We start from the raw sequence: 26151 nt of genomic DNA on the forward strand, positions 1-26151 counted from the left end.
CCACCAGGGGCGCGACGACCCCCAGCCAGCCCACGACGGCCACCCCCACCAGGGGCGCGGGGAACTGTGCGACCAGCCAACAACCCACCCGCACCCACCAACGGCGACCAAGCACCCACCACCGGGCGCGGGCACGACGCCCCGCAGCCAACCCACGACCGCTACCCCCACCAGGGGCGCGGGGAACTGCGCGACCAGCCAACAACCCACCCGCACCCACCAACGGCGACCGAACACCCACCACCGACCGCGCCAAGGGCGCCGAGGTCAGACCCCCGCAACACCCGCAACCGAGCGGCGCGCCAACGCCGCGGCCGCCGCCCCGACCAGCCCCGCGTCTGTCCCCATCTGCGCCGGTACGACCTTCACATGCTCCGCAAAGGACAACGTGGCGTAATCGCCGAGTGCACGCCGCAGCGGGGCGAACAGCACCTCGCCCGCCTTGCCGACGCCGCCGCCGATGACGGCGATGTCGATCTCGACCAGGGTCGCGGTGGCCGCGATACCGGCGGCGAGGGCCTGCGCGGCGCGCTCGAAGGAGGCCACGGCGATCGGGTCGCCGTCACGCGCCGCGGCGGCCACGGCTGCCGCCGAGGTGTCGCCGTCGGGGCCGGGCAGCCAGCCGTTCTCCACGGCGCGGCGCGCGATGTTGGGACCGCTGGCGATCCGCTCCACGCAGCCGCGCGCACCGCACGGGCACGGGTCGCCGTCGAGATCGACACTGATGTGGCCGATGTGACCGGCGTTGCCCGTGGGGCCGGGATGGAGCTGTCCGTTGAGGACGAGGCCGCCGCCCACGCCGGTGGAGACGACCATGCACAGCGCGTTCTCGTGGCCCCGGGCGGCACCCTGCCAGTGCTCGGCGGCGGTGATCGCGACGCCGTCGCCGATCAGCTCGACCGGCAGTCCCCCGGCAACGGCCCGGACCCGCTCGACCAGCGGGAAGCCGCGCCAGCCCGGCACGTTCACCGGGCTGACCGTGCCCACGGAGCGGTTCACGGGGCCCGCACTGCCGATGCCTATCGAGGTCGCGCGCCCCCACAGCGGCGACACGGTGAGCTCACCGATCACATCGGCGACGGCGCCCATGATGGTCTCACCGTTCTCCTGCGCGGGGGTCGCCCGCTGGGCACGCACCAGGATGCGGCCGTCGCCGTCGACCAGCGCACCGGCGATCTTGGTGCCGCCGATGTCGAGCGCGGCCACGAGGTTGGTAGTCATAGAAAGTCAGGTCTCCCCGTTCAACCATGGGATATGGGGGTGGCCCGGCCCGTGCTGGGGGACGCGGTCCGGAGTTTGCGATGGACAGTCTCTCTCGCCTCTGACAACGTTGTCCAGGCCGTATGCTCGACGCCACATCCTCATACAAACCCATGGGCCGCCGCACCACCCCGTGGACCACAAAGGACAGGACAGCGCATCGTGCCCGAGGCCATCCGACGCACCGCCCGACCCGCAGCCCACCGCAACGGATCGCGTTACGGCAATCGCCCGACGATGAAGGACGTCGCCGCCCGGGCCGGCGTGGGCCTGAAGACCGTCTCCCGCGTCGTCAATGGCGAGCCCGGGGTCACTCCCGACACCGAGCGGCGTGTCCAGGAGGCCATCGAGGCGCTCGGCTTCCGGCGCAACGACAGCGCCCGGGTGCTGCGCAAGGGCCGCACCGCCAGCATCGGCCTGGTCCTGGAGGATCTCGCCGACCCGTTCTACGGCCCGCTGAGCCGCGCGGTCGAGGAGGTGGCGCGGGCCCACGGCACCCTGCTGTTCAACGGGTCGAGCGCAGAGGACCCGGAGCGCGAGCAGGAACTGGCGCTGGCGTTGTGCGCCCGGCGCGTGGACGGGCTTGTGGTGATCCCGGCGGGCGATGACCACCGGTATCTGGAGCCCGAGATCAAGGCGGGCGTGGCGACGGTGTTCGTGGACCGTCCGGCCGGGCGGATCGACGCCGATGTGGTCCTGTCGGACAGCTTCGGCGGTGCCCGGGACGGGGTGGCCCATCTGATCGCGCACGGCCACCGCAGGATCGGCTTCATCGGCGACATGCCCCGGATCCACACGGCCGCCGAGCGGCTCAGGGGCTACCGGGCCGCCATGGAGGACGCGGGCATATCCGTCGAGCCCGCGTGGATGTCCCCGGGTATCACCGACCCCGGGCGGGTGCGACGGGCGGCCGCGGAGATGCTCTCCGGCCCCTCTCCCGTCACCGCGATCTTCGCGGGCAACAACCGGGTGGCGGTCACCGTCATCCGTGTCCTCGCCGAGCACCCCCGCCCGGTGGCCCTGGTCGGCTTCGACGACTTCGAGCTCGCCGATCTGCTCGATCCGGGCATCACGGTCGTCGCCCAGGACTCCGCCGCCCTCGGCCGCACCGCGGCAGAGCGCCTCTTCCGTCAGCTGGACGGCACCCTCCTCGCCCCGGAGCGCATCGAACTGCCGACCCGTCTGATCACCCGCGGCTCGGGTGAACTCCCCCCGGCGGACTGACCGTTCGGACCCGTCCCGGCGGACTGACCGTTCGGACCCGTCCCGACGGACTTTTCGTTCGGACCCGTCCCGGTGGACTGTTCGTTCGGACCCGCCCGCACCCGCCCGCGCTCATTCGCTCACGCTCCCGGAAGCCCCCCGCCCCTGACGTCAAGCGCCCGGCGCGCCCCGGTCGCCCCCGCCCCGCGCGGCGAAGCTCTCCAGCTCGGCCCTGGTCAGGCCGCTCGCCCCGGTGACCTCCGCGTCGTCGAGGGCGCCGCAGTCCAGCCCGCGCAGAAGCTGGCCGGCGAGGGCCCTGGCCGTGGCCGGCTCGTCGAGGATGGCGCCGGTGGTGCGGTGGGCGTAGTGGGAGAGGCGGGCGGCGGACTGGCGGTAGCCCTCGCGGTGGAAGGCGAACACGGCGGCGTAGCGGGTGGGGAGGTGGCCGGGGTGCATGTCCCAGCCCTGGTAATACGCGCGGGCCAGGGCGCGGCGGGCGAGGCGGTGGTGCAGCCGCCAGGCGGCGTGGACCTGTGCGGTCTGGCCGACGGGCAGCACATTGGTGGAACCGTCCGAGACACGGACACCGGTGCCGGCCGCCGCGACCTGCATGACCGCCTTGGCGTGGTCGGCGACGGGGTGGTCGCTCGCCTGGTGGGCGGCGGAGACTCCGAGGGCGGCGCTGTAGTCGTAGGTGCCGTAGTGCAGGCCGGTGGCGCGGCCCTCGGCGGCCCGGATGAGGCGGGCGACGGTGGCGGTGCCGTCGGCGGCGAGGACGGCCTGGCTGGTCTCGATCTGGATCTCGAAGCCGATCCGGCCGGGCGGGAGCCGGTGCGTCCGCTCGAAGGCGGTGAGCAGCCGGACCATGGCGGTGATCTGCTGCGGAGAGGTCACCTTGGGCAGGGTCAGGACCAGCCCGCCGGGCAGTCCGCCGGTGGCCATGAGGCCCGTGAGGAAGATGTCGAGGGTACGGATGCCCCGGTCGCGGACGGCGGCCTCCATGCTTTTCATACGGATGCCCATGTACGGCGGAGCGGTGCCGTCGGCGTACGCCCGCGCGATCAGCCGGGCGGCGCGGGCGGCCGTCTCGTCCTCCTCGGCGTCGGGGCGCGTGCCGTAGCCGTCCTCGAAGTCGACGCGCAGGTCCTCCACCGGTTCGCGGCGGAGTTTGGCGCGGACGCGGGTGTGGATCTCCTCGGCGAGGTCGTCGGGCAGGCCGAGGACGGCGGCGAAGGAGGCGGCGTCCGGGGCGTGTTCGTCGAGTGCGGCGAGGGCCTGGTCGCCCCAGGAGCGGACGGTTTCGGCGGTGAAGGCGTCGCCGGGCACGTAGACGGTGTGGACGGGCTGGCGGGTGCCGGGGTCTCCGGGGTAGCGGCGGGCGAGTTCGGCGTCGACGGGCGCGAGGGAGGCATCGATCTCGGCCCTGACAGCATCGGCGATGCTGGTCGCCACCTCTTCCCGCTTCCCCATCCGTGTCCCGTCCCCTCGTTCTCCGCGGCTCTCGGCAGCGCCCCACCGACTTCCGCATCACGGAATCCGTGATCCGTACGGCGAAGCTAACCGTGCCCCTCCCGGCGGTCAACACCGCGCCCGCCACGCCGCCCGCCCGCATCCTCCGCATGCACGAAGGCCCCCGTGACCGGAGCGGTCGCAGGGGCCTCGTGCGTGTCGCGGGGGCCTCGTGCGTGCAGGGAGGGTTCAGCCCTTAGGGACTCAGCCCTTACGGTCTCAGCCCCAGCGGACTCAGCCCTTGCGGGCCTTGATCTCCTCGGTGAGCTGCGGGACGACGTCGAAGAGGTCGCCGACGACGCCGTAGTCGACGAGGTCGAAGATCGGGGCCTCGGGGTCCTTGTTGACGGCGACGATCGTCTTCGAGGTCTGCATGCCGGCCCGGTGCTGGATGGCGCCGGAGATGCCGTTGGCGATGTAGAGCTGCGGGGAGACGGACTTGCCGGTCTGGCCGACCTGGTTGGAGTGCGGGTACCAGCCGGCGTCCACCGCAGCGCGCGAGGCGCCGACGGCCGCGCCGAGGGAGTCGGCGAGGGCCTCGATGACCGCGAAGTTCTCGGCGCCGTTGACTCCGCGGCCGCCGGAGACCACGATCGCGGCCTCGGTCAGCTCCGGACGCCCGGTCGCCTCGCGGGCGGTGCGGCCGGTGACCTTGGTGCCGGTCGCCCCGTCCGAGAAGGACACCTCCAGCGCCTCGACGGCACCGGCGGCCGGGGCGGCCTCCACGGCGGCGCTGTTGGGCTTGACCGTGATGACCGGAGTGCCCTTGCCTACACGGGACCTGGTGGTGAAGGACGCGGCGAACGCCGACTGGGTGGCCACCGGGCCGTCGTCACCGGCCTCCAGGTCGACCGCGTCGGTGATGATGCCGGAGCCGATGCGCAGCGCGAGGCGGGCGGCGATCTCCTTGCCCTCGGCGGAGGACGGCACCAGGACGGCGGCCGGGGAGACGGCGGCGACGGCGGCCTGGAGGGCGTCGACCTTGGGCACGACGAGGTAGTCGGCGTACTCGGCGACGTCGTGGGTGAGGACCTTCACCGCGCCGTGCTCGGCGAGCGTGGCGGCGGTGTCGGCGGCGCCGGCGCCGAGCGCGACGGCGACGGGCTCGCCGATACGGCGGGCCAGGGTCAGCAGTTCGAGGGTGGGCTTGCGGACGGCACCGTCCACGTGGTCGACGTAGACGAGGACTTCAGCCATGGGTTGTTCTCCTGCGAGACGAAGTTGAGGGGCGGTCGGCGGATGCGAGCGGTCAGATGAACTTCTGGCTCGCAAGGAACTCGGCGAGCTGCTTGCCGCCCTCGCCCTCGTCCTTGACGATCGTGCCCGCGGTGCGCGCCGGGCGCTCCGCCGCCGACTCGACCGCGGTCCACGCGCCCTCCAGGCCGACCTCCTCGGCCTCGATGTCCAGGTCGGACAGGTCCCACGAGGTGACCGGCTTCTTCTTGGCGGCCATGATCCCCTTGAAGGAGGGGTAACGGGCCTCACCCGACTGGTCGGTGACGGACACGACCGCCGGAAGCGCCGCCTGGAGCTGCTCGGACGCGGTGTCGCCGTCGCGGCGGCCGGTGACCGTGCCGTCCTCGACGGACACCTCGGACAGCAGCGTCACCTGCGGTACGCCCAGCCGCTCGGCGAGCAGGGCGGGGACCACACCGGCGGTGCCGTCGGTGGAGGCCATACCGGAGACGACCAGGTCGAAGCCGGCCTTCTCGATGGCCTTGGCCAGCACCAGGGAGGTGCCGATGACGTCGGTGCCGTGCAGGTCGTCGTCCTCGACGTGGATCGCCTTGTCGGCGCCCATGGACAGTGCCTTGCGCAGCGCGTCCTTGGCGTCCTCGGGGCCGACGGTGAGGACGGTGACCTCGGCGTCGACCCCGTCTTCGGCGTTTTCGGCGATCTGCAGGGCCTGTTCGACCGCGTACTCGTCCAATTCGGAGAGCAGACCGTCCACATCGTCGCGGTCGACGGTCAGGTCATCGGCGAAGTGCCGGTCGCCAGTGGCGTCGGGCACGTACTTCACAGTGACAACGATCCTCAAGCTCACGCCGGCTCTCCTACTGCATCGTCATTTCCGGGCTGCCTTGCGGCAGACAGCCTGGGCGCCACGAGCGGCTCGGCCCGGTCGGGGCACCCCACGCTCCGAACGAAATATTACTCACCAGTACACCCAGTTCCTGCCCGCTAAGCAAGCGCTTTGAACTGTGACCTGTGCAACGCAGCGTAACCAAATCCGGACGGGTTCGCAGGATGGCCGCGCAGTGACTAATCCCGCAGGCCGCTGAACCTGCCCTGGTGGTACAGAAGAGGACCACCGGTGCCCCCGTGGTCGCCCGCGACGACCTCGGCCAGCACGATCCGGTGATCCCCTGCGGGCACCCGGGTGACCACCCGGCAGACCGTCCAGGCCAGTACGCCGTCCAGCACGGGCACGCCCTCGGGGCCCTCGTGCCAGCCGGTGGCGCCGCCGAAGCGGTCGGCGCCGCGGCGCGCGAAGGTGACGGCCAGCTCCTCCTGGTGGTCGCCGAGTATGTGCACCCCGACGAATCCCGAGGCGTCTATCGCGGGCCAGCTCGAGGCGCCGGTACCCATGGCGAAGGACAGCATCGGGGGGTCGGCGCAGACGGAGGTGACAGAGGTCGCGGTGAAGCCGACGGGGCCGTCGGCCCCGGTCGCCGTGATCACGGCGACACCGGCGGCGTGATGGCGGAAGACGGAGCGGAGCAGATCGGGCGAGGCGAGCTGAGAGGTGAGTGCGGGCGTTGCCGTCATGGATGTGTCCTTCTACGGAGGGGGCGAGCGGATTCCGTGGCGGTTCAGCTGCCCCTGCAGCGGGCACTCGCGGTGCGGGCGAGGTCCGTGCGGACGCGCCCGTGGAGAAGGAGATCCCAAGGCATGGTGTCAGGCTGACGATAGGTGGCGGGTGCAGTCAAGTGCATCCCGACAGATGGGAGCAGCCTCACGGTCGTCCGCAGGACCTTCGGGGCCCTTGCGCACCGCCTCCGGACGCCGTAGGGCCTCGGGCACGGCTCCCGGTCCCGTTCGGACGCCGTACACCCTCGGGCGCGGCCCCCGGTCCCGTACGGACGCCGTAGGTGCGCCGTACGGGACGCCGTACAGGCGCGGGCGCGGCTCCCGTCCCCGTCAGACCGCCTCCCCCAGTGCGGCGATCACGTCCGCCTTGCGGGGCTGTCCGGTGGCGCGCCGTACCACCCGGCCGTCGGCGTCGAGGACCAGCACGGTGGGCGTTTTGAGGATGCCCAGGGTGCGCACCAGTGGGAGGTTGTCCTCGGCGTCGATCTCTATGTGCCGCACACCGGGGACGAGGTCCGCGACCTCGCCGAGCACCCGGCGGGTGGCCCGGCAGGGCGCGCAGAAGGCGCTGGAGAACTGCACGAGGGTCGCGCGCTCGCCCAGGTCGCCGCCCAGCTCGGCCGCGCCGAGCCGGTGTCCGTCGTCACGCCCGCGCACGCGCACTCTCCCGCCCCGCCGCCGTTGCAGCACTCCGTAGGCACTCGCCACGGCGAGCACCGCCGCACACACCAGGATTCCGGCCATGACCTGCCGAAACGTTCATCAGACTGCAAAGATTCCCGAGCCCTGTATGTGTGTACCGTGCGGAATGCTGGATTCATGGCATTCACGGACATCGATGTGAGGGGGCCGCGCTTCGGGGCGGCCGTGACGACGGCCGTACTGGCACTCGTACTGATCACCGGCAGCGCCTGGCTGCTGGCCTGGCAGACGCTGGCGTTCGCGCTGGGCGCGGCCGGGGGCGTGGGACGGTCGCCGTACGGTGTGCTGTTCCGCCGGTTGATACGGCCGCGGCTCGGGCCGCCGACGGAGTTCGAGCCTCCGGAGCCGCCACGGTTCGCCCAGGCGGTGGGACTGGTGTTTGCCGGGCTCGGACTCGTCGGCTACACGCTGGGGCCGGGCTGGCTGGGGCTCGCGGCGACCGGCGCGGCGCTGGCGGCGGCGTTCCTGAACGCGGCATTCGGGTACTGCCTGGGCTGCGAGACGTATCTGCTGGTCCGGCGGGTGACGGCGAGCGCGCGGTGAGGCGGGGCCGGGCGGGGTGAGGAGAAGGGGGCGCCCGGCGCGGGCGGCGGGGCGGAATGCCGAGGTGATCAGGGGATGACGTGACGAGGATCTCGTCACGTCCGGGCACCCGGGCTGGCCACCCGCTCGTTCTTGGGGCACCATGCGACAGGCCGCCTTACGGCTGCGTAACTTTTCCACTGGGAACCCCCTTCCCAGGCAGAGCAGGAAGGGTCCACCCCGCTCATGGCAGAGCTGGTCTACCGTCCCGTCGTCGGTTTCGCGCGCACGCTGTTCAAAGCGTGGGACCTCAAGATCGACTGCAAGGGTTCGGAGAACATCCCGCGCACGGGCGGCGCCGTCCTGGTGAGCAACCACATCAGCTATCTGGACTTCGTGTTCGACGGTCTGGCAGCCCTCCCGCAGAAGCGACTGGTGCGCTTCATGGCGAAGGACGCGGTCTTCCGGCACAAGGTCTCGGGTCCGCTGATGCGCGGGATGAAGCACATCCCGGTGGACCGCGAGAACGGCGACGCGGCCTACCAGCACGCGCTGGCCTCGCTGCGGGCGGGTGAGATCGTCGGGGTGTTCCCGGAGGCCACCATCTCGCAGTCGTTCACCCTGAAGAGCTTCAAGTCGGGTGCCGCGCGCCTGGCACAGGAGGCGGGCGTCCCGCTGATCCCGATGGCTCTGTGGGGCACTCAGCGGATCTGGACCAAGGGCCGCCCGCGCACCTTCAAGCGCAACCACTTCCCGATCACCATCCGGGTCGGCGAGGCGATCGAGGCGTCGAAGGACAAGTACGCCGGCGCGATCACCCGGCAGCTGCGCGAGCGGGTCCAGGAACTGCTGGAGGCCGCCCAGCGCGCCTACCCGGGCAAGCCCAAGGACGCGGACGACACCTGGTGGCTGCCGGCGCATCTCGGCGGTACGGCGCCGACGCCGGAGGAGGTCAAGGCCGCCGAGGCCGGCTGAGCGGCGGCCCGGGCCCGCGAGCGCCCGGGCACCCTGGCCGCGCGGCGCCAGAAGTCCGTCGGCTCACGCGTCCGCGGGCTCAGAGGTCCGTGGGCAGCGTCCTCCAGAGGTACGGCCGGTCGGGCGCCGCCTGCAGCGCGGCGAGCACCGCCGGATGCGGCCGCTCGTACAGCACGGGGTGGTCCGCCTCCCCGGCGTCCGGGTCCGGGGCGAAGGCGAGCCGTTCGCCGGTGAGGGAGAACCGGGCGTCCACGCCGGGCTTGTTGCCGCGCGGGTCCTGGCGGTGCCAGGCGCCGTGGAAGCGGACGGCGACCAGGCCGTGCAGCACATGTCCGCCGCCGTCGTGGGTCAGCCGCTGGTAGCACAGCGCGGTCGGGATGTCCTCCGCGCGCAGCAGCGCGGCCAGGGCGTGGGACTTGGCGTGGCAGATGCCGGTGCGCTGCTCCAGTACGTCGGAGGCGCGCCAGGTTACGCGCAGGTCCCCGCTGTCCGCGGAGTGCGGGACGGTGTCGCGTACGAAGTCAAAGGCGGCACGCGCATACCCGTACGAGTCCTCGACCTGTTTCGCCAGACGCGCGGCCGTCTCCCGCACCAGCGGATGCTCATGGTCGATGACCTCGTCCGCCGCCAAGTACGCGGACAGGTCCGGGTTGTTCTGGATCAGCTGCATGCCCTCGGAGCATAGGAACGCGGCCACCCGGCCGTCAATTTCTTTTCGGATGACCGCATACCTATGCAATCAGTCCGCCGGTCCGGGTCTACCTCGCCATCTCCTCCTTGACCGCCGCCACGAAGGCGTCCACGTCCTCCTCGGTGGTGTCGAAGGCGCACATCCAGCGCACGACACCCGCCGCCTCGTCCCAGAAGTAGAACCGGAAGCGCTTCTGGAGGCGTTCGCTCACCTCGTGCGGGAGCTGCGCGAACACTCCGTTGGCCTGCACCGGGTGAAGGACCTCCACGCCGTGGACGGCCCGCACGCCCTCGGCGAGCCGCCGGGCCATCTCGTTGGAGTGCCGGGCGTTGCGCAGCCACAGGTCCTTGGCGAGCAGGGCCTCCAACTGCACGGAGACGAAGCGCATCTTGGAGGCGAGCTGCATGGACAGTTTGCGTATGTGCTTCATCCGGCGGACGGCGTCCTGGTTGATGACGACGACCGCCTCACCGAACAGCGCGCCGTTCTTCGTGCCGCCCAGGGAGAGGATGTCGACGCCCACCGCGTTGGTGAACGTCCGCATCGGCACGTCCAGGGAGGCGGCGGCGTTGGCGATCCGGGAGCCGTCCAGATGCACCGTCATGCCGTGCGCGTGGGCGTGCTCGCAGATCGCGCGGATCTCCGCCGGGGTGTAGACGGTGCCCAGCTCGGTGCTCTGGGTGATCGAGACGACCTGGGGCATCGCCCGGTGCTCGTCCTCCCAGCCGTACGCCTGCCGGTCGATCAGCTCGGGGGTGAGCTTGCCGTCGGGGGTGGGCACGGCGAGCAGTTTGAGGCCGCCCATGCGCTCGGGGGCGCCGCCCTCGTCGACGTTGATGTGGGCGCCCTCGGCACAGATCACCGCGCCCCAGCGGTCGGTGACCGCCTGGAGCGCGACGACATTGGCGCCTGTGCCGTTGAAGACCGGGAAGGCCTCGGCGGTGGCGCCGAAGTGGCTGCGCACGATCCGCTGGAGATGGTCGGTGTAGGCGTCCTCTCCGTACGCCACCTGGTGACCGCCGTTGGCCAGGGCCAGGGCGGCGAGCACCTCGGGGTGCGCTCCGGCGTAGTTGTCGCTGGCGAAGCCGCGCGCCTCGGGGTCGTGACGGCGGCGCGCGTCGGTGCGGGGTGGGTTCACGGCTGCTCGGTCAGCCACAGACGGTGTCCGTTCACTTCTTCGGCGGGCTTCTCCCAGACGCTGGCGATGGCCTCGGCCAAGTCCTTGACGTCCGTGAAGCCCGCGAACTTCGCGTTGGGTCGCTCGGCGCGCATCGCGTCGTGCACCAGCGCCTTCACCACCAGGATCGCAGCCGCCGAGGTGGCTCCGCCCGCGCCCTCCGAGAGTCCGGCCTTGCGGAAGTAGTCGCCCAGGGCCAGCGTCCACGCCTCGGCGGCGGCCTTGGCAGCGGCGTACGCGGCGTTGCCCGCGGTCGGTCTGCTCGCCCCGGCGGCGCTGATCAGGACGTAGCGGCCCCGGTTGCTGCGCTGGAGCACCTCGTGGAAGGCGAGGGTGGTGTGCTGCACGGTGCGGATGAGCAGCAGTTCCAGGAAGTCCCAGTCGTCCAGGCTGGTCTTGGTGAAGGTCTCGCTGCCGCGCCAGCCGCCGACGAGGTGGACCAGTCCGTCGACACGGCCGAAGTCTTTCTCCAGATGGGTGGCCCAGTCCCGGGTGGACCCCAGGTCGAGCAGGTCGACGGTGTCGCCCACCACGGTCGCCCCGCCGTGCCCGTAGCGGGCCGCGTCGACGGCCTCCGCGAGCCGTACGGGGTCGTTGTCCGAGGCGACGACGGTCGCGCCCGCGTCGGCGAGCCGAGCCAGTGCGGCGCGTCCGGCGGGTCCGCCCGCGCCGGCCACCGCGATCACCGCACCGCTGAGAGCCCCGTTCCTCATGATCCTCGCCTCCTGAGCAGCGTGCCGTACCCGACCTGTGTGCGAGCGCCCGCGGGCGCCCGTAACCGGTGCCGGCGACGCGGTGGCGCGGGCTCTGCGGGCCCCCGCGCGATCGTGTCCCCGGCTCCCCGGCTCCCCGGCTCCTCTTGCGCCCCTTCTGCCCCGGGGCACGGCCGCTCAAGCGGCGGTCCGCTCCGCGCTGTCCGCGGTGATGCCCCGGGTGGAGGCGATCACGGTCTTCAGTTTCCTGGACAGCGCCTCATAGAACATGCTCAGCGGAAACTCGTCCGGAAGCACGTCGTCGACGAGCCTGCGGGGCGGCTGGCTCAGGTCCAGGGCGTCGGGGCCCTTGGCCCACTTGGAGCCGGGGTGCGGGGAGAGATAGCTGGAGACCAGCTCGTACCCGGCGAACCAGTGCACGAGCTTGGGGCGGTCGATGCCGTCGCGGTAGAGCTTCTCGATCTCGGCGCACAGCTGGTTGGTGACCTGCGGGACGCGTTCCCAGTCGATGCGCAGTCTGTTGTCGGTCCAGCGCACCACGTCGTGCCGGTGCAGATAGGCGAACAGCAGCTGCCCGCCGAGCCCGTCGTAGTTGCGGACCCGCTCACCGGTGACCGGGAAGCGGAACAGACGGTCGAAGAGCACCGCGTACTGCACGTCACGGGCCTGCGGGACACCGTCCGCCGTCAGCCGTACGGCTTCCTTGAAGGCGGTGAGGTCGCAGCGCAGTTCCTCCAGGCCGTACATCCAGAACGGCTGGCGCTGCTTGATCATGAACGGGTCGAACGGCAGGTCGCCGTGGCTGTGGGCGCGGTCGTGGATCATGTCCCACAGCACGAACGCCTCCTGGCAGCGCTGCTGGTCGTGGACCATCGCGGCGATGTCCTCGGGCAGTTCGAGGCCGAGGATGCCGACGGCCGCATCCGTCACCCGCCGGAAGCGGGCGGCCTCGCGGTCGCAGAAGATACCGCCCCAGGTGAAGCGCTCCGGAGCCTCGCGCACGGCGATCGTCTCGGGGAACAGCACGGCGGAGTTGGTGTCGTAGCCCGCTGTGAAGCCCTCGAAGGTGATGGCGCAGAACAGCGGGTTGTCGTAGCGGGTGCGTTCCAGCTCCGCCAGCCAGTCCGGCCAGACCATGCGCAGGACGACGGCCTCGAGATTGCGGTCGGGGTTGCCGTTCTGCGTGTACATGGGGAAGACGACCAGGTGCTGGAGGCCGTCCTCGCGGTGTGCGGCAGGGTGGAAGGCAAGCAGTGAGTCGAGGAAGTCCGGCACTCCGAAGCCGTCCTCGGCCCAGTGCCGCAGATCCGCGACAAGGGCCGTGTGGTAGGCGGCGTCGTGCGGGAGCAGCGGGGACAGCTCCTCGATCGCGGTGACGGCGCGGTGCACCGCGCGTTCGGCGTCGGCCCGCGGCGGGGCGCCCTCGGCGTCGAAATCTATGGAGCCGTCCTTCGTCTGCCATGGCCGGATCTGCTCCACGGCTTCCTTGAGCACCGGCCATGCCGGGTGCTCCACCACCCTGGTCACGGGAGGAACCTGTCCGTCCGGTGTCGTCTGCACAAGAATTTCCGTCATGTCCCATCCTCCACGGCAGAATCTCGTATTGACACCGTAAGCGCCCCAGGTTTTCCGCAGCAAGAGGTAGTTTCCGCAAGAACTTCCGTCCGACCCTGCTGTAACCGCGTTTTTTCCTGCCGGACACATATGTGGGGCATATCCCGGCCAGGCCGGGGCAGACGCCAGCGGGGCGACGGCGGCGGGATCCGGCCGCTTGTGGGACGACCGCCCGTGCGGCGGGCGCACGGAGGGGCGAGCGGAGGGACGAGCGGGGCGGAGGCGGGACCGTCGGCGCGGACACTCCGGGCCATCGGTCCCGGCGCATTGGTCCGTCCGGTCGATATCCGCAGGACTCGCCCGTACCCCGACGCCTGTCGGGTGCCGCCCCGGCCGGACCGGAACCGGCGGCACGGCCGATCGGCCGTGCACGAGCGGGTACGACCGGGGATCCGGCCGTTAGGCTGCGGATCTGCCGCGAGGACAAGGGTGTCCGTTGGTGTCCGTCCGGTCCGCGCGGGTGCCGAGCCGCCGTCGACGGAAGCGAGTCGAACCTTGAACTTCCTTACCATCGGTCACCGCGGAGTCATGGGCGTCGAGCCCGAGAACACCCTCCAGTCCTTCGTCGCCGCTCAGCAGGCCGGGCTGGACGTCATCGAACTCGATCTGCATCTGAGCAAGGACGGCGCGCTCGTCGTCATGCACGACGCCGATGTGGACCGCACGACCGACGGCAGCGGCCCCATCGCCGAGATGACCCTGGACGAGCTGCGCGCCCTGGACGCGGGCCGCGGCGAGCGGGTCCCTCTGTTCGAGGAGGTCCTGGAGGCGGTGAAGGCACCGCTCCAGGCCGAGATCAAGGATGTGCAGGCGGCGCAGGCACTCGCCGAGGTCATGCTCCGGCGGGATCTGGCGGGCCGGGTCGAGGTGTCCTCGTTCCACGACGACGCCATCGCCGAGATCTCCCGGCTGGTCCCCGGGGTGCGCACCGCCCTCATCGCCAGCCGCTACGGCCTGGAGGTCGTCGACCGCGCCACCGACGCCGGAGCGGGCACGGTCTGCCTCAACATCCGCCGGCTGACCCTGGAGGCCGCCGAGCAGGCCCGCAAGTCCGGACTGCGGATCATCGGCTGGGTGGTGAACACCCAGGACCAGCTGCGGCTGGCCAGGGCCCTGGAGCTGGACGGCGTGACCACCGACTACCCGGAGATCAAGCGCACCGGCCGCTTCACGGCGTGATCACGCCAGTTCCTTGACCAGCAGCTCGAACTCCAGGTCGTCGCGCTGCGGGATGCCGAAGCGCTCGTCGCCGTACGGGAACGGGCTGGTGCGACCCGTACGGCGGTAGCCGCGCCGCTCGTACCAGGCGATGAGGTCCTCGCGCACCCCGATCACCGTCATGTGCATCTCGCGCACGCCCCAGACGGCACGGGCCTGCCGTTCCGCCTCCGCGATGATCGCCTTGCCGAGTCCGGCGCCCTGGAGGGCGGGGCTGACCGCGAACATGCCGAAGTAGGAGTGGTCACCGTGGTGCTCCAGCTGGCAACAGGCGACGATCCGGTCCTCCCGCTCGACGGTGATCAGTCTGCTGTCGGGCGACTTGATCACCTCCAGCACACCCTCCGGGTCGGTGCGCTGCCCCTCCAGGATGTCCGCCTCGGTGGTCCATCCCGTCCTGCTCGACTCCCCCCGGTACGCCGACTCGACGAGCGCGACGAGCACGTCCACATCGGCGTCCGTGGCATCACGGAAGGTGAGTCCGGCGGCTGCGGCGGTGTCCATGGGCTGTTCTCCGGTTCTACGGCGGCTACGGCGCGGCTCGGCAGCATGAGGGTAACGAACCGGGCATCGGCATCTAGGCTCCGGGCATGGTGCACGTACTGAGCGGCCGGACCCTGCTGCGGCCCACCGACCCCGAGCGCTCCCGGGACTTCTACGGCCACCGGCTGGGCCTCGCCGTGTATCGCGAGTTCGGCACGGGTCCGGAGCGCGGCACCGTCTACTTCCTCGGCGGCGGCTTCCTGGAGCTGTCCGGGCGCTCGGACACCCCGCCGTCCCCGGCGGTGGTGCTGTGGCTCCAGGTCGAGGACGTGGCGGCGGCGCACGAGGAACTGCGGGCGAAGGGCGTCGGGATCGTCCGCCCTCCGGTGCGCGAGCCGTGGGGCCTGATCGAGATGTGGATCAACGACCCGGACGGCACGAGGATCGTCCTGGTCGAGGTACCGGCGGACCATCCGCTGCGGTACCGGCCGGGGATCTAGGCAGGTCGAGCGAAGCCCGCCGCGGTGCGGCAGCGCCCCGAAGGTAGGCAGGTCGGCCGAAGCCCGCGGTGCAGCAGCGCCCCGAAGGTAGGCAGGTCGGCCGAAGCCCGCGGTGCGGCAACGCCCCGAAGGGGCGCGGGGAACTGCGCGACCAGCCACGACGGCGCCGCAGACGACAGACAGCACACCGCGGCACTTCCAGCAGAGCGCGCTTAGGCGATCCAGGGATCCAGGGGATCATCCGGGGGGAGATGGTGGATCCAGGGGTCCAGTAGGTCCAGCTAGGTCCAGCTAGGGTCCAGCTAGGTCCAGGGTGACGCTCAGCCGCGTAGGCGCCCCGCTCCGCTCTCCAGGCGGCCGAGCAGTTCGGCCAGCAGGCCCGCGAGCCCGTCCTGTGCCGACGGGTCGAGGGCGGACAGGACGGCCGTCTCGTAGGCGAGCTGTTCCGGCAGGACGGTGTCGACCAGGGCGCGGCCCGCCTCGGTGAGGCGGACATGGGCGACGCGGCGGTCGCGGGTGTCGCCGCGGCGGTCGACCAGGCCGCGCTCGGTGAGCTGTTTGAGCCGCTTGGTGACGGCGGCGCCCGAGGAGAACGTCTCGCGGGCCAGGTCGCCCGGTGTCAGCTCGTGGCCGGTGCGGCGCAGCGCGCCGAGCAGTTCGTACTCGGAGCGGCTGAGACCGGCGCGGCGCAGCGGGGCGTCCTCGGCCTGCTGGAGCAGGGCAGCGCAGCGGGTGACGCGGCCGATGATCTCCATCGGGCCGGTGTCGAGCCCGGGATGCACGGCTCGCCACTGCCGGACGACCCCGGCGACGGTGTCGCCCCGCGCCGGGCCGGTGGCCGTGCCGTCGCTCGCGGGCCGTCCGTTCGTCACCGTCATGGCCGTGGGTCCTCCGTCGTCCTCGCAGCGGCCGGGGAGCCCAGCCCCTGGCGTCGTACCGTCGCGGCGAGCGTACGGTGTCCGGACCGTTCGGTGAGCACGACCCGCTCGTGGGGCAGGGCGCGCTGCCACCACTCCCCGGCGGCGGCGTCGGCGGTGGCGCGCAGTTCCGCCAGGGCCGCGGCGAGGGCGCGACGGGCCGCCTCCAGGTCGGCGGGCGCCGGGTCGGGTCCGGCCAGCAGACGCCCCGCACGTTCGCGGGCCCGGTCGGCGGCGGAGAGGGCGTGCTCGACGCGGTCGCCCGCGCGACGGTTGGTGACGGCGACGGCGGCGACGAATCCGGCGAGGGCGCCGACGAAGGTGTCCACGACCCGCTCGGTGACCAGCCGGCCCGGGTCCTGGGCATGGGCGAACTCGGTGATGAGCAGCGCCATCGGGGTCACGCAGACGGTGCCGAGCCAGTAGTTGCGGCTGATCAGCGCGTCGGCGCCGAAGTTGAACGCGAGGCAGAGCAGCACCAGCGCCGTCCGGTCGAGGTGGGCCAGCGGGGCGACGGCGGCGAAGACCAGCACGCCGATCAGGTTGCCGACGACGCGCTGGACGCCCCGGCTCCAGGTGAGGGTGACGTTGGCCTGGTAGAGGGAGGCGGCGGTGACCAGGGCCCAGTAGGGGCGGCCGACGCCGAGGGCGAGGGCGGCGTATCCGGCGAGGGCGCAGCCCACGGCGGTGCGGACGGCGATCGGGGTCAGCGGGCCGAGCCGACGCCACAACGGGCGCCGGGGCACGGCGAGTTCGATGTCGACGCCGAGGAGTTCGTCCCCTGTGCCCGGCAGGTCCTCGGCGCGCGGCACGGGTCCTGTGCCGCACAGTTCGCGTGCCCAGCGGCGCAGTCGGCCGGGGTCGGCGTCGGCGGGTGCGGCGAGCGCGACCTCGGCGTGCACGACGAGGGTTTCAAGCGCGCGTCGGGTGGCGGCGGAGCGGGGTCCGGTGGCCGACAGTGCCTGCCAGGCGGCCTGTACGGCTGCCGCGGCGGCGGCGCGGGTACGGGCCTGGTGCTCGCCGGTGCCGGAGCCGGCGGCGTGGGCGGCGGCCGCGTTCAGGGCGTGGGCGGTGGCGCGGCGTTCGGGGCCGTGCGGGCGGAGCAGTCCGGGTGCCATGCCGACGAGCCAGGCCCAGGCGCCGGCGGCGAGGGCGAGCGTGAGGTGGCCGGGCAACTGGACGAGGGTCTGCGGGGCGAAGAGGGCGGCGGAGCTGATGAAGGCGAGGACGACATGGGCGGGCGGGCCGATTCGGGTGGCGTCGCACAGGGCCTTCTGGGCGGCGGCCAGTACGGCGCCGACGGCGACCAGTACGGCGGCGTTCGCGGTGAGCGACGCGGCGGTCAGGGCGATGCCGAGGCCGCCGGTCATGCCGAGCACCACCCAGGCCAGCGCCCTGGCGCGGGCGGCGTAGGGGCGGTTGTGGGCGTAGAGCGCGCACAGCGACCCGGCCATCGTGTACATCGCCAGGTCGAGGCGGTCCAGCGCCAGCAGGAGGAGGTTGGGCGGGGCGACGGAGGCGACGACGCTCAGGGCGGGCTTGAACCAGATGTCGGAGGGGCGGCCGAGGCGCAGTACGCCGGTGAGCGGGAGGGGCCGGAGGGGCGGGGTGCGGGTCGGGGCGGCGGGGATGTCACGGGTTTGCGGGGGTGTCGGGGACGTACGGGTCACACCCACAACCTTAACAGGTGTTTTACCGGTAAACGATTAGCGCGACGAGGCACCCGGACCTGCCGTGCTCCCTCCAGTGCTCCCCGTATACATCTCTGCGCTTGCGTACGCACCGCGTGCCTCGGGCATCCCTCGGTCGACGTCCATGTCCACGGGCTCCACGAGGTCCGCAGGTCCACAGGTCCACGGAGTCCGCGGCCGTCGTGGGAGCGTCGAACGGGGAGGCGCGCGTGCACGGACCGGCTTCGCCTGGGTGGCTGCTCGTCGCGGTGTGCGCGGCGACCGGCGCGTACTGTCTGCTGCGGATGCGCAGCCATGTCGAGGAACAGCGCCGTGCCGCGGGCGGGGAGGCGCTGATGGGTTTCGGCATGGCTGTGATGGCCGTGCCCGCCACGGTGTTCGCCCCGCCGCCGTGGGCATGGCCGGTGTACGCGGCGGTGTTCGGCGCGGCCGGGCTGCGCGCGCTGTGGGCCGCGCGGCGCAGCCCGCACCACCTGCACCACCTGGTGGGTACGGCGGCGATGGTCTACATGGCGGTGGCGATGTCCGCCACCCCCGCCGGCCACCACCACGGCGCCACGGGCGTCCCGCCGCTGACGGGTGCGCTGCTGCTGTACTTCACCGGCTATGTGCTGCTTTCCGGCGCCCGTGCGGTGCCGGTGGCCGCGGCGGGCGCGGGGAGCCTGCGGTGGGGCGACCGCCCCGAACTGGCGCGGGCCTGCCGGCTGGCGATGGGGATCGGCATGGTGGCGATGCTGCTGGCGCTGTGAGGGCTAGTGCCGCGACAGGCAACGTTTGCCCGTGAAGGAGCGGCGTCCGGTGCGTGCTCTCGGCGTGCCGGCCGGAGGGCCCCCGTCGACAGACCGGACGTACTTGGGTCTTCGGCCGGTGCGGCGAGCGGGGGTCCCCCCTGCTCGAAGAGCTTGGGGGAGCGTGCCGGGCGTCGCGACGGGGCGAACGTTGCCTGTCGCGGCACTAAGGTCCGCACGGCCGTTGCCTGCGTCACGTCACGGCAACACCCGTTAACGGCGGGGACTCGGGCACTCGTACTCTTGTCCCATGATGGTCCCGGCCGTACTGCTGCTGCTCGGCGCCCTGACCGCCGTCGTCGCCCCCCGGCTGCTGGCCCGGGCCGACTGGACGGACGGTGAACCGGTGGTCGCGCTGTGGGTGTGGCAGTGCGTGGTGGTCGGGGTGCTGCTGAGCTTCGGGCTGTCGATGACGCTGAGCGCGGCGTCGGCCTGGACGGCGGTGCGCGGCACGCTGTTCGCCTCGGCGCCGAACGGGGTGGCGGACGCGTACGAGCCGGGTACGGGCGGGCCGTGGGCGGCGGCGACCGCGGTGCTGCTGGCGTGCGGCGGGTTGTGGAGCGGGTGGATGCTGCTGCGGGAGATCGCGCGGGCCCGGGCGCGGCGCCGTCATCGCAGGGCCGAACTGGTCCGCCGGGTCCCGCAGCTGCCCGGCGAGGAGGAGCGGGGCGACAGCCGTCTGGTGGTGCTGGAGGGCGAGCGGGCCGACGCCTGGTGGCTGCCCGGCACTCCGCCCCGGCTGGTGGTCACCACGGCGGCACTGCGGCGGCTGAAAGGCCGGCAGCTGGACGCCGTCCTCGCCCACGAGGAGGGGCACGCGCTGGCCCGGCACGACTGGCTGCGGCACAGCTCGGCGGCGTTGGCCAACGGGTTCCCGCAGGTGCCGGTGTTCGCGGCGTTCCGCGACGAGATCCACCGGCTGGTCGAACTCTCCGCCGACGACATGGCCTCCCGCCGCTGCGGCCGCGTGACCACCGCACTGGCACTCGTGGAACTCAACGAGGACAGGGGCGTGTTCGGCCCCGAGCACACCCCGGAGGACCACGACGTCCCCCGACGCGTCTACCGCCTCCTCACCCCGGCCCACCGCCTGACCCCCTTCCACCGCCTCCGCCTGACAGCCCTGGCAGCCCTGATCCCGGCGGTCCCCCTGCTGGTGGCCTTCGTACCGGGGTTGCGGGCGCTGGGGTAGCGGTCGGTTCACCCACGGGGTCGGCCCGGACGGGCTACGGTGCCGACCTTCCCGTCCGGTGGAATCTCGCGAAACCGTAGGATCTGCCGTATGAAAGCCGTGCTCTTCGACTTCTCCGGGACGCTCTTCCGTATCGAGTCCACCGACTCATGGCTTCGGGCCGTGCTGGTGGCGGCCGGGGTCGAAGTGGGTGAGGCGGAGTCGGTGGGGCTGGCGCGGGCGTTGGAGGAGGCGGGGGCGCTGCCCGGCGGGGTGTCCCCGGTGCGGGTGCCCGACGAGCTGGCCGGGGTGTGGGCGGTGCGCGACCGCAGCGCCGGCGAGCACCGGGCGGCGTACACCGGGCTGTCCCGGCAGGTCCCGCTGCCCGTGCCGGAGTTGCACGACGCGCTCTACGACCGGCACATGACCCCGGATGCCTGGTCGCCGTACCCGGACGCCGTCGAGGTGCTGCACGCACTGCGCGAACGCGGGGTCCGCGTCGGCGTGGTGAGCAACATCGGCTGGGATCTGCGCCCGGTGTTCCGCGAGCACGGGCTCGACCCGTACGTCGACACGTATGTGCTGTCCTTCGAGCACGGGGTCCAGAAGCCCGATCCCCGGCTGTTCCACGCCGCCTGCGAGGCGCTGGGCACCGATCCGCGGGAGGTGCTGATGGTCGGTGACGACCGGCGCGCGGACGGCGGCGCGGCGGCGCTGGGCTGCGGGGTGCACTTCGTGGAGCATCTGCCGGTGGATCAGCGGCCGGACGGGCTGCGGCCGGTCCTCGGTCTGGTCGGCTGACCGGCGGGGCGCCGACCGCCACAAGTAGCCTCAGGACACCACCGGTTCGTCAGAGGCCGCCCGTCTGAGACGATCCCCCGCGTCGTCCCAGACGGACGGCAGCCTTGAAGAGGCCCACGTCATCGCGGGCCTGTACGCGTTGAGTATAGTTGGCTGGCAGCCAGTCAACGCAGGAGTCAAGCATGTCCCCCCGCAGCGCCTCGGTCAATGAAGAATTGCGGCGCCGCTCCAGGGAGCGGCTTCTGCAGGCCGCGGTGGAACTCGTGAGCGAACACGGCTACGAGGCGACGACCCTCGGCGCCATAGCGGACCGCGCGGGTTCGGCCCGCGGACTGGTGTCGTACTACTTCCCCGGCAAGCGCCAGCTGGTGCAGTCCGCCGTGCACCGGCTGATGCACCGCACTCTGGAGGAGGCCCTGGAGCGCGAACCGCGCACCGAGGACGGCCGGGAGCGGCTGGCGCGGGCCGTCGACGCGATCCTGGGGCTGGCCCGCGACCATCCGGTGCTGATGCGCCAGCACATGGCGGGGCTGCTCCAGGCCGAGGGTTTCGTACAGTGCCCGGAACAGCGGCGGCTGTCCGAACTGCTCGGCGACACCGTCGCGCGCTACGGCTCGCAGAACGTCGGCGCCGACTATCCGATGCTGCGCGCCCTGCTGATGGGCGCGGTGTACGCGGCACTGGTGCCCGGGGTACCGATGCCGATCCCGGTGCTGCGCGCCGAGTTGTTCAAGCGCTACCGGCTCGACCAGGAGTCGGGAACGCCGCCGGAGGCCGCCGCGGCGATGCCCGGCCACGGCCACGACACGGATCTCTCCCGGTTCTTCGCGACCGGGGAACGGCCGGTCGACGCCGCCGAGTAGCCGGCGGCGGCCAGCACCGGTCGGCGATGGTCGTCTCGCCGTCCCGGCTCAGGCCTCGGGCCCCAGACGGCGGACCTGCCGGTCGGCGGCGGCGAGGAGGCAGTCGAGCAGTCCGGGGAAGAGCTCGTCCAGATCGTCCCGGCGCAGGCCGTTCATCTTCGCGGTGCCCCGGTAGACCTGCCGGATCACCCCGTTCTCGCGCAGCACCCGGAAGTGGTGCGTGGTGGTGGACTTCGTCACCGGCAGATCGAACTGCGAGCAGGAGAGCTCGTTGCAATCGCCGGCCAGTTCGCGCACGATGCGCAGCCGCATCGGGTCGGACAGCGCATGCATCACGCCCTCCAGGCGGATCTCCTCGCGCGCCGGATGCGGAAGCTCGCGACTGGCCGTGCTGGTGCTGGTGCTGGTGCTGGTCACGACGGCTCCCCTCGCCCTGTCGGCTCTGCTCTGTTCCCGGGTCTGTCTCATCTGTTCATGTCACCGCTCATTGTACGAGACCCATCGTAGTTTGACATCCACCGTACTACGATGCCTATCGTACGAGTCGGCCCAGTCGGCCCCCCGTGACGAAACGCGACGAATGGAGTCCGCCGTGAGCGCGCTCTTCGAGCCCTTCACCCTGCGCGAAGCGACCATCCCCAACCGGGTCTGGATGCCCCCGATGTGCCAGTACTCGGCCGCACCCGAGGGCGAACTCGCCGGCGCCCCCACCGACTGGCACTTCGCCCACTACGCGGCGCGCGCGGCCGGCGGCACCGGCCTGATCATCGTCGAGGCCACCGCCGTGGCACCCGAGGGCCGGATCTCGCCGTACGACCTGGGCCTCTGGAACGACACGCAGACCGAGGTGTTCCGCAGGATCACGCGTTTCCTGACCGCTCAGGGCGCCGTCCCGGCGATCCAGCTCGCGCACGCCGGGCGCAAGGCGTCCACCGAGCGGCCCTGGAAGGGCGGCGCGCCGGTCGGGCCCGAGGCGCACGGCTGGCAGCCGGTCGCCCCGAGCCCGGTCGCATTCGACGACGGCCACCCGGTCCCGGACGAGTTGACGGTCGATCAGATCCGGGCGATCGTCGGCCGGTTCGCGGCCGCCGCCCGCCGGGCGCTCGACGCCGGTTTCGAGATCGCCGAGATCCACGGCGCCCACGGCTATCTCATCAACGAGTTCCTCTCCCCGCACTCCAACCACCGCACCGACGCCTACGGCGGCTCGTACGAGAACCGCACCCGCTTCGCCCTCGACGTCGTGGACGCCGTACGGGAGGTGTGGCCCGAGGACAAGCCGCTGTTCTTCCGGATCTCCGCGACCGAGTGGCTGGCGGAGGCCGGCTGGACGCCGGACGACACGGTCCGCTTCGCCGGTGAGCTGCACGCCCACGGTGTCGACCTCCTCGACGTCTCCACCGGCGGCAACGCGTCCGGGGTGCGCATCCCGGTCGGCCCCGGCTACCAAGTGCCCTTCGCCGCAAGGGTGAAGGCCGAGACGCCGATGCCGGTGGCCGCCGTAGGCCTGATCACCGACCCGGAGCAGGCGGCGAAGATCGTGGCCAACGGCGAGGCCGACGCGGTGCTGCTGGGCCGCGAGTTGCTGCGCGACCCGTCCTGGGCGCGCCGTGCGGCCCGCGAACTGGGCGCCGAGGTGCGGATCCCGGAGCAGTACCACCGCTCCTGACACCGGCACCGACGCTCAACCGGTCGTGCAGGTCGACCGTCCGCGCAGGTCAGCCGACCGCGCCGGTCAACCGACCGTGCAGGCCGTCCCGTTGAGCGTGAACGCCGCCGGAGCAGCGCTGTTGCCGGTGTGGGTGGCCTGGTAGCCGATGGTGACGGCCGCGCCGGGCGCGATCGTGCCGTCGTACGACTCGTTCGTGGCCGTCACCGCACCGGAGGCCGGACTGTACGTGGCACCCCAGCCGTTGGTGACGGTCTGGCCGGACGGCAGGGTGAAGCCGAGCTGCCAGCCGTTGACCGTCGTCGTCCCGGTGTTGGTGATCGTGACGGAGGCGGTCAGACCGGTGTTCCAGGCATTGACGGAGGCCGTCACCTTGCACGCGCCCACCGGGGGCGGGGGCACCGGGCCGCCGTCACTGAGGCCGAAGAAGGCCAGGGCGCGGGCCGCCATGCCGTAGGTGTAGAGGTTGTGGTCGACCCCCTGGAGGCTGATCGCCTCGACGGGCGCCTTGTCACCGGTGCCGCCGTAGCGGGTGCGGGTCCAGCCGGACTGGGGCGAGTCGGTGGCGGCCGGGGTCAGGCTCACCCCGAGGACGTTCGTCCACTGTTTGATCTCCTCGCCGAAGTTGGGGTACTGGAGCACCGCGTCGGCGGTGCCGTGCCACAGCTGCATCCGCGGCCGGGGGCCGGTGTAGCCGGGGTAGGCGGCGCGGGACCAGGTCGCCCCACTCCTGCGGGGTGTGCGTCACCGTGCCGCCCGAGCAGGCGGAGTTCCACTCCGAGCCGTCGGTGGTGGCGAAGCAGCCGAACGGCACCCCGGAGAAGGCCGCGCCCGCCGCAAACACGTCCGGGTAGTCGCCCAGCAGGACGTTCGTCATCATCGCCCCGGACGAGATGCCGGTGACAAAGACACGGCTGGTGTCGGCCGAGTAGGTACGAGTCACCCAGTCGACCATCGACTTGATGCCCACGGGGTCGCTCCCGCCGCCGCGGCGCAGCGCCTGCGGCGAGGAGACGTCGAAGCACTTGCTGGCGCGGGTCACCGACGGATACACGACGATGTAGCCGTACTGGTCGGCCAGGGAGGCGTACTCGGTGCCCGAGTACATCGCGGGGCCCGAACCGGTGCAGTAGTGCACGGCCACCAGGACCGCCGGGTGCGCGGTCACCGTGGCCGGGACGTAGACGTACATCTGGAGATTGCTCGGGTTGTCGCCGAAGCCGGTGACCTCGGTGAGGGTGGCGGTGGGCACGGCGGCTGCGGCGCGGGCGGCGGCCTGGGGTGGTGCGGTGAGCGCGGAGGCCGGGGTTGCGGTGTGGGCGGCGGCCGGGGGTTGGGCGAGGGCGGCGGCCGGGGGTGCGGTGAGGGCCGACGCCGCCAGCAGGGTCAGCAGCGCTGTGGCGAGGGTGAGCAGGAGCGAACGGCTCGGCTTTCTGCGGCTGTCGCCGCGGGCGCGGCTTCGGCTCCGGCCTCGTGGAGATCGGGCGCCGTGGCCCGTCGTGGGAAGCGTGGGGGGCACTTCTCTGTCCCTTCTGATCGCGGCTCGTGCGGCATCTTCCGGGAGAACACCTCGCATCGTGGCATGCCCATGGCTTGCGTGGAAGCGCTCCCACAGGCGTGGCATGGAATCGCTCCCGCACGGCCGGAAGAAAGCCCTTGCCGTCCCGCCAGACCCATCACCGCCCACCTGGGCGAACGAAAATCCCTCCGCGCCAAGCGTTGACTAGAAAGCGCTTGCATCCTACGGTCCGTCCAGCACCGTGACCGTCCGACGCGACGCACGACACGGATTCCTGCCGGAACGGCCACGATGCCCGCGCCACCGTTCCATTCGGTGCACGTCATTGACATACATGACCCCACCCCCCTCGTGAAGGGACGCACCCGCATGCGTATTCGCCCCCCACGTACACACACGCAAAGGCCCGCTGTCGCGGCGACCGCGGCAGCGCTGGCGACGGTGGCCGTGCTCGCGCTGCCGCAGTCGGCGCAGGCGGCGGACACCTCGCCGGTCGGGTTCGGCGCCGGGACGACCGGCGGCGGCAGCGCCTCGGCGGTGACCGTGTCGACGCTCAGCGTGTTCCAGACGGCGGTCAGCGGCAGCACGGCCAAGGTGGTCAAGGTGAGCGGGCTGATCTCGCTGAGCGGTCAGGTCGACGTCGGGGCCAACACCACGATCCTGGGCGTGGGTTCGTCGTCCGGGTTCACCGGCGGCGGGCTGCGCCTGAAGAACGTCAGCAACGTCGTCGTCCGCAACCTCAACATCAGCAAGGCCGTCGGCACGGACGCGATCACCGTGCAGAAGTCGACGAAGGTGTGGATCGACCACAACACGCTGTCGTCGGACCGCGACCACGACAAGGACTACTACGACGGTCTGCTCGACATCACGCACGCATCGGACTACGTCACCGTGTCCTGGAACACCTTCAAGGACCACTGGAAGGGCTCGCTCGTCGGGCACAGCGACAGCAACTCCAGCGAGGACACCGGGCATCTGCGGGTGACGTACCACCACAACTGGTTCAACAACGCCAACTCCCGCATCCCCAGCCTGCGTTTCGGCACCGGGCACTTCTACGACAACTACGTCGTCGGCGCGGACACCGCCGTGCACTCGCGCATGGGCGCGCAGATGCTCGTCGAGAGCAACGTCTTCCGCAGCACCTCCGTCGCGGTGACCACCAACCGGGACAGCGACGTGGACGGCTACGCCAACCTCAAGGGCAACGACCTCGGCGGCGCCTCGACCGAGATCTCGCAGGTCGGCACGTTCACCTCGCCGCCGTACAGCTACACCGCCGAGCCCGCCTCCAGCGTCGTCGCCTCGGTGACGGCGGGCGCGGGCACCGGGAAGATCTGAACCTCCCCCC

Annotated in this window: 25 protein-coding genes and 1 pseudogene; 11 read left to right on the plus strand and 15 right to left on the minus strand. The window is 71.9% G+C overall.

All coding sequences use genetic code 11. From position 1 onward, the window contains the following. Positions 1–267 precede the first annotated feature (267 nt). Positions 268–1221, minus strand: a complete 954-nt coding sequence (locus ACSYGN_RS40315; protein ID WP_460405672.1) for an ROK family protein — start codon at positions 1219–1221, stop codon at positions 268–270. A 201-nt stretch (positions 1222–1422) separates the two neighbouring features. Between ACSYGN_RS40315 and ACSYGN_RS40320 the strand changes: the two genes are divergently transcribed. Beyond that, positions 1423–2484, plus strand: coding sequence for a LacI family DNA-binding transcriptional regulator (locus ACSYGN_RS40320; RefSeq protein WP_460405674.1), 1062 nt, complete (start codon positions 1423–1425; stop codon positions 2482–2484). 150 nt (positions 2485–2634) lie between these two features. On the opposite strand, the gene ACSYGN_RS40325 is transcribed toward ACSYGN_RS40320, so the two are convergent. The 5 genes from ACSYGN_RS40325 to ACSYGN_RS40345 form a co-directional block, all read right to left on the minus strand. Next, positions 2635–3933 carry a DUF6986 family protein gene (locus ACSYGN_RS40325; protein WP_460405676.1) on the minus strand — a complete coding sequence of 433 codons (1299 nt, stop codon included), beginning with the start codon at positions 3931–3933 and terminating at the stop codon, positions 2635–2637. Between the two features lie 273 nt (positions 3934–4206). Then, positions 4207–5169, minus strand: coding sequence for an electron transfer flavoprotein subunit alpha/FixB family protein (locus ACSYGN_RS40330; RefSeq protein ID WP_460405678.1), 963 nt, complete (start codon positions 5167–5169; stop codon positions 4207–4209). A gap of 52 nt (positions 5170–5221) precedes the next feature. After that, on the minus strand, positions 5222–6016 hold the full coding sequence (locus ACSYGN_RS40335) for an electron transfer flavoprotein subunit beta/FixA family protein (protein ID WP_460405680.1): 795 nt from the start codon (positions 6014–6016) through the stop codon (positions 5222–5224). Positions 6017–6234: 218 nt separating this feature from the next. Continuing rightward, complete coding sequence (locus ACSYGN_RS40340; protein ID WP_460405682.1) at positions 6235–6741, minus strand: flavin reductase family protein; 507 nt, start codon at positions 6739–6741, stop codon at positions 6235–6237. A 372-nt stretch (positions 6742–7113) separates the two neighbouring features. Continuing rightward, a complete protein-coding gene (locus ACSYGN_RS40345; RefSeq protein ID WP_460405684.1) occupies positions 7114–7527 on the minus strand; it encodes a TlpA family protein disulfide reductase in 414 nt (137 codons plus the stop codon). Positions 7528–7602: 75 nt separating this feature from the next. Here ACSYGN_RS40345 and ACSYGN_RS40350 point away from each other — a divergent pair, with 75 nt between their 5' ends. Both ACSYGN_RS40350 and ACSYGN_RS40355 read left to right on the plus strand, forming a co-directional pair. After that, positions 7603–8028: a DUF4395 domain-containing protein gene (locus ACSYGN_RS40350; RefSeq protein ID WP_460405686.1), complete on the plus strand. Its 426-nt coding sequence runs from the start codon at positions 7603–7605 to the stop codon at positions 8026–8028. A 225-nt stretch (positions 8029–8253) separates the two neighbouring features. Next, positions 8254–8982 (plus strand): lysophospholipid acyltransferase family protein, encoded by a 729-nt coding sequence (locus ACSYGN_RS40355; RefSeq protein WP_460405688.1) that lies wholly within the window; start codon positions 8254–8256, stop codon positions 8980–8982. Positions 8983–9061: 79 nt separating this feature from the next. Here ACSYGN_RS40355 and ACSYGN_RS40360 read toward each other — a convergent pair whose 3' ends face one another. The 4 genes from ACSYGN_RS40360 to ACSYGN_RS40375 all read right to left on the minus strand — a co-directional run bounded on the left by ACSYGN_RS40360 (position 9062) and on the right by ACSYGN_RS40375 (position 13138). Further along, positions 9062–9652: a transglutaminase-like domain-containing protein gene (locus ACSYGN_RS40360; protein ID WP_460405690.1), complete on the minus strand. Its 591-nt coding sequence runs from the start codon at positions 9650–9652 to the stop codon at positions 9062–9064. Positions 9653–9740: 88 nt separating this feature from the next. Beyond that, positions 9741–10811: a threonine aldolase family protein gene (locus ACSYGN_RS40365; protein WP_460405821.1), complete on the minus strand. Its 1071-nt coding sequence runs from the start codon at positions 10809–10811 to the stop codon at positions 9741–9743. Beyond that, complete coding sequence (locus tag ACSYGN_RS40370) at positions 10808–11563, minus strand: SDR family NAD(P)-dependent oxidoreductase (RefSeq protein WP_460405692.1); 756 nt, start codon at positions 11561–11563, stop codon at positions 10808–10810. The genes ACSYGN_RS40365 and ACSYGN_RS40370 overlap by 4 nt, the downstream gene beginning before the upstream one ends. Before the next feature lie 177 nt (positions 11564–11740). Further along, on the minus strand, positions 11741–13138 hold the full coding sequence (locus ACSYGN_RS40375; protein ID WP_460405694.1) for a DUF6421 family protein: 1398 nt from the start codon (positions 13136–13138) through the stop codon (positions 11741–11743). A 534-nt stretch (positions 13139–13672) separates the two neighbouring features. Here ACSYGN_RS40375 and ACSYGN_RS40380 point away from each other — a divergent pair. Then, on the plus strand, positions 13673–14356 hold the full coding sequence (locus tag ACSYGN_RS40380; protein WP_460405696.1) for a glycerophosphodiester phosphodiesterase: 684 nt from the start codon (positions 13673–13675) through the stop codon (positions 14354–14356). Here the strand turns inward: ACSYGN_RS40380 and ACSYGN_RS40385 are convergent, their stop codons facing one another. Continuing rightward, a complete protein-coding gene (locus ACSYGN_RS40385; RefSeq protein ID WP_460405698.1) occupies positions 14357–14899 on the minus strand; it encodes a GNAT family N-acetyltransferase in 543 nt (180 codons plus the stop codon). A gap of 86 nt (positions 14900–14985) precedes the next feature. Between ACSYGN_RS40385 and ACSYGN_RS40390 the strand changes: the two genes are divergently transcribed. Beyond that, positions 14986–15378, plus strand: coding sequence for a VOC family protein (locus ACSYGN_RS40390; protein WP_460405700.1), 393 nt, complete (start codon positions 14986–14988; stop codon positions 15376–15378). Between the two features lie 320 nt (positions 15379–15698). Here ACSYGN_RS40390 and ACSYGN_RS40395 read toward each other — a convergent pair whose 3' ends face one another. Both ACSYGN_RS40395 and ACSYGN_RS40400 read right to left on the minus strand, forming a co-directional pair. Then, positions 15699–16256 (minus strand): MarR family winged helix-turn-helix transcriptional regulator, encoded by a 558-nt coding sequence (locus tag ACSYGN_RS40395; protein ID WP_460405702.1) that lies wholly within the window; start codon positions 16254–16256, stop codon positions 15699–15701. Then, a complete protein-coding gene (locus tag ACSYGN_RS40400; protein ID WP_460405823.1) occupies positions 16253–17926 on the minus strand; it encodes an FUSC family protein in 1674 nt (557 codons plus the stop codon). The genes ACSYGN_RS40395 and ACSYGN_RS40400 overlap by 4 nt, the downstream gene beginning before the upstream one ends. 269 nt (positions 17927–18195) lie before the next feature. On the opposite strand from ACSYGN_RS40400, the gene ACSYGN_RS40405 reads away from it, so the two are divergent. The 4 genes from ACSYGN_RS40405 to ACSYGN_RS40420 all read left to right on the plus strand — a co-directional run bounded on the left by ACSYGN_RS40405 (position 18196) and on the right by ACSYGN_RS40420 (position 21609). After that, on the plus strand, positions 18196–18735 hold the full coding sequence (locus ACSYGN_RS40405) for a DUF5134 domain-containing protein (protein ID WP_460405704.1): 540 nt from the start codon (positions 18196–18198) through the stop codon (positions 18733–18735). 289 nt (positions 18736–19024) lie between these two features. Next, on the plus strand, positions 19025–19966 hold the full coding sequence (locus ACSYGN_RS40410; protein ID WP_460405706.1) for a M56 family metallopeptidase: 942 nt from the start codon (positions 19025–19027) through the stop codon (positions 19964–19966). A 90-nt stretch (positions 19967–20056) separates the two neighbouring features. After that, positions 20057–20746, plus strand: a complete 690-nt coding sequence (locus ACSYGN_RS40415) for an HAD family hydrolase (RefSeq protein WP_460405708.1) — start codon at positions 20057–20059, stop codon at positions 20744–20746. A 182-nt stretch (positions 20747–20928) separates the two neighbouring features. Continuing rightward, positions 20929–21609: a TetR/AcrR family transcriptional regulator gene (locus ACSYGN_RS40420; protein WP_460405710.1), complete on the plus strand. Its 681-nt coding sequence runs from the start codon at positions 20929–20931 to the stop codon at positions 21607–21609. 48 nt (positions 21610–21657) lie between these two features. Here the strand turns inward: ACSYGN_RS40420 and ACSYGN_RS40425 are convergent, their stop codons facing one another. Further along, entirely contained in the window at positions 21658–22026 is a 369-nt protein-coding gene (locus ACSYGN_RS40425) for an ArsR/SmtB family transcription factor (RefSeq protein WP_460405712.1), read from the minus strand. A gap of 175 nt (positions 22027–22201) precedes the next feature. On the opposite strand from ACSYGN_RS40425, the gene ACSYGN_RS40430 reads away from it, so the two are divergent. Then, on the plus strand, positions 22202–23278 hold the full coding sequence (locus tag ACSYGN_RS40430; protein WP_460405714.1) for an NADH:flavin oxidoreductase/NADH oxidase: 1077 nt from the start codon (positions 22202–22204) through the stop codon (positions 23276–23278). Between the two features lie 66 nt (positions 23279–23344). On the opposite strand, the pseudogene ACSYGN_RS40435 reads toward ACSYGN_RS40430, so the two are convergent. Next, positions 23345–24902, minus strand: a pseudogene (locus tag ACSYGN_RS40435) (extracellular catalytic domain type 1 short-chain-length polyhydroxyalkanoate depolymerase). Positions 24903–25166: 264 nt separating this feature from the next. On the opposite strand from ACSYGN_RS40435, the gene ACSYGN_RS40440 reads away from it, so the two are divergent. Beyond that, complete coding sequence (locus tag ACSYGN_RS40440) at positions 25167–26141, plus strand: pectate lyase family protein (protein ID WP_460405716.1); 975 nt, start codon at positions 25167–25169, stop codon at positions 26139–26141. Positions 26142–26151 lie beyond the last annotated feature (10 nt).

This window comes from Streptomyces sp. YIM S03343, assembly GCF_054729195.1.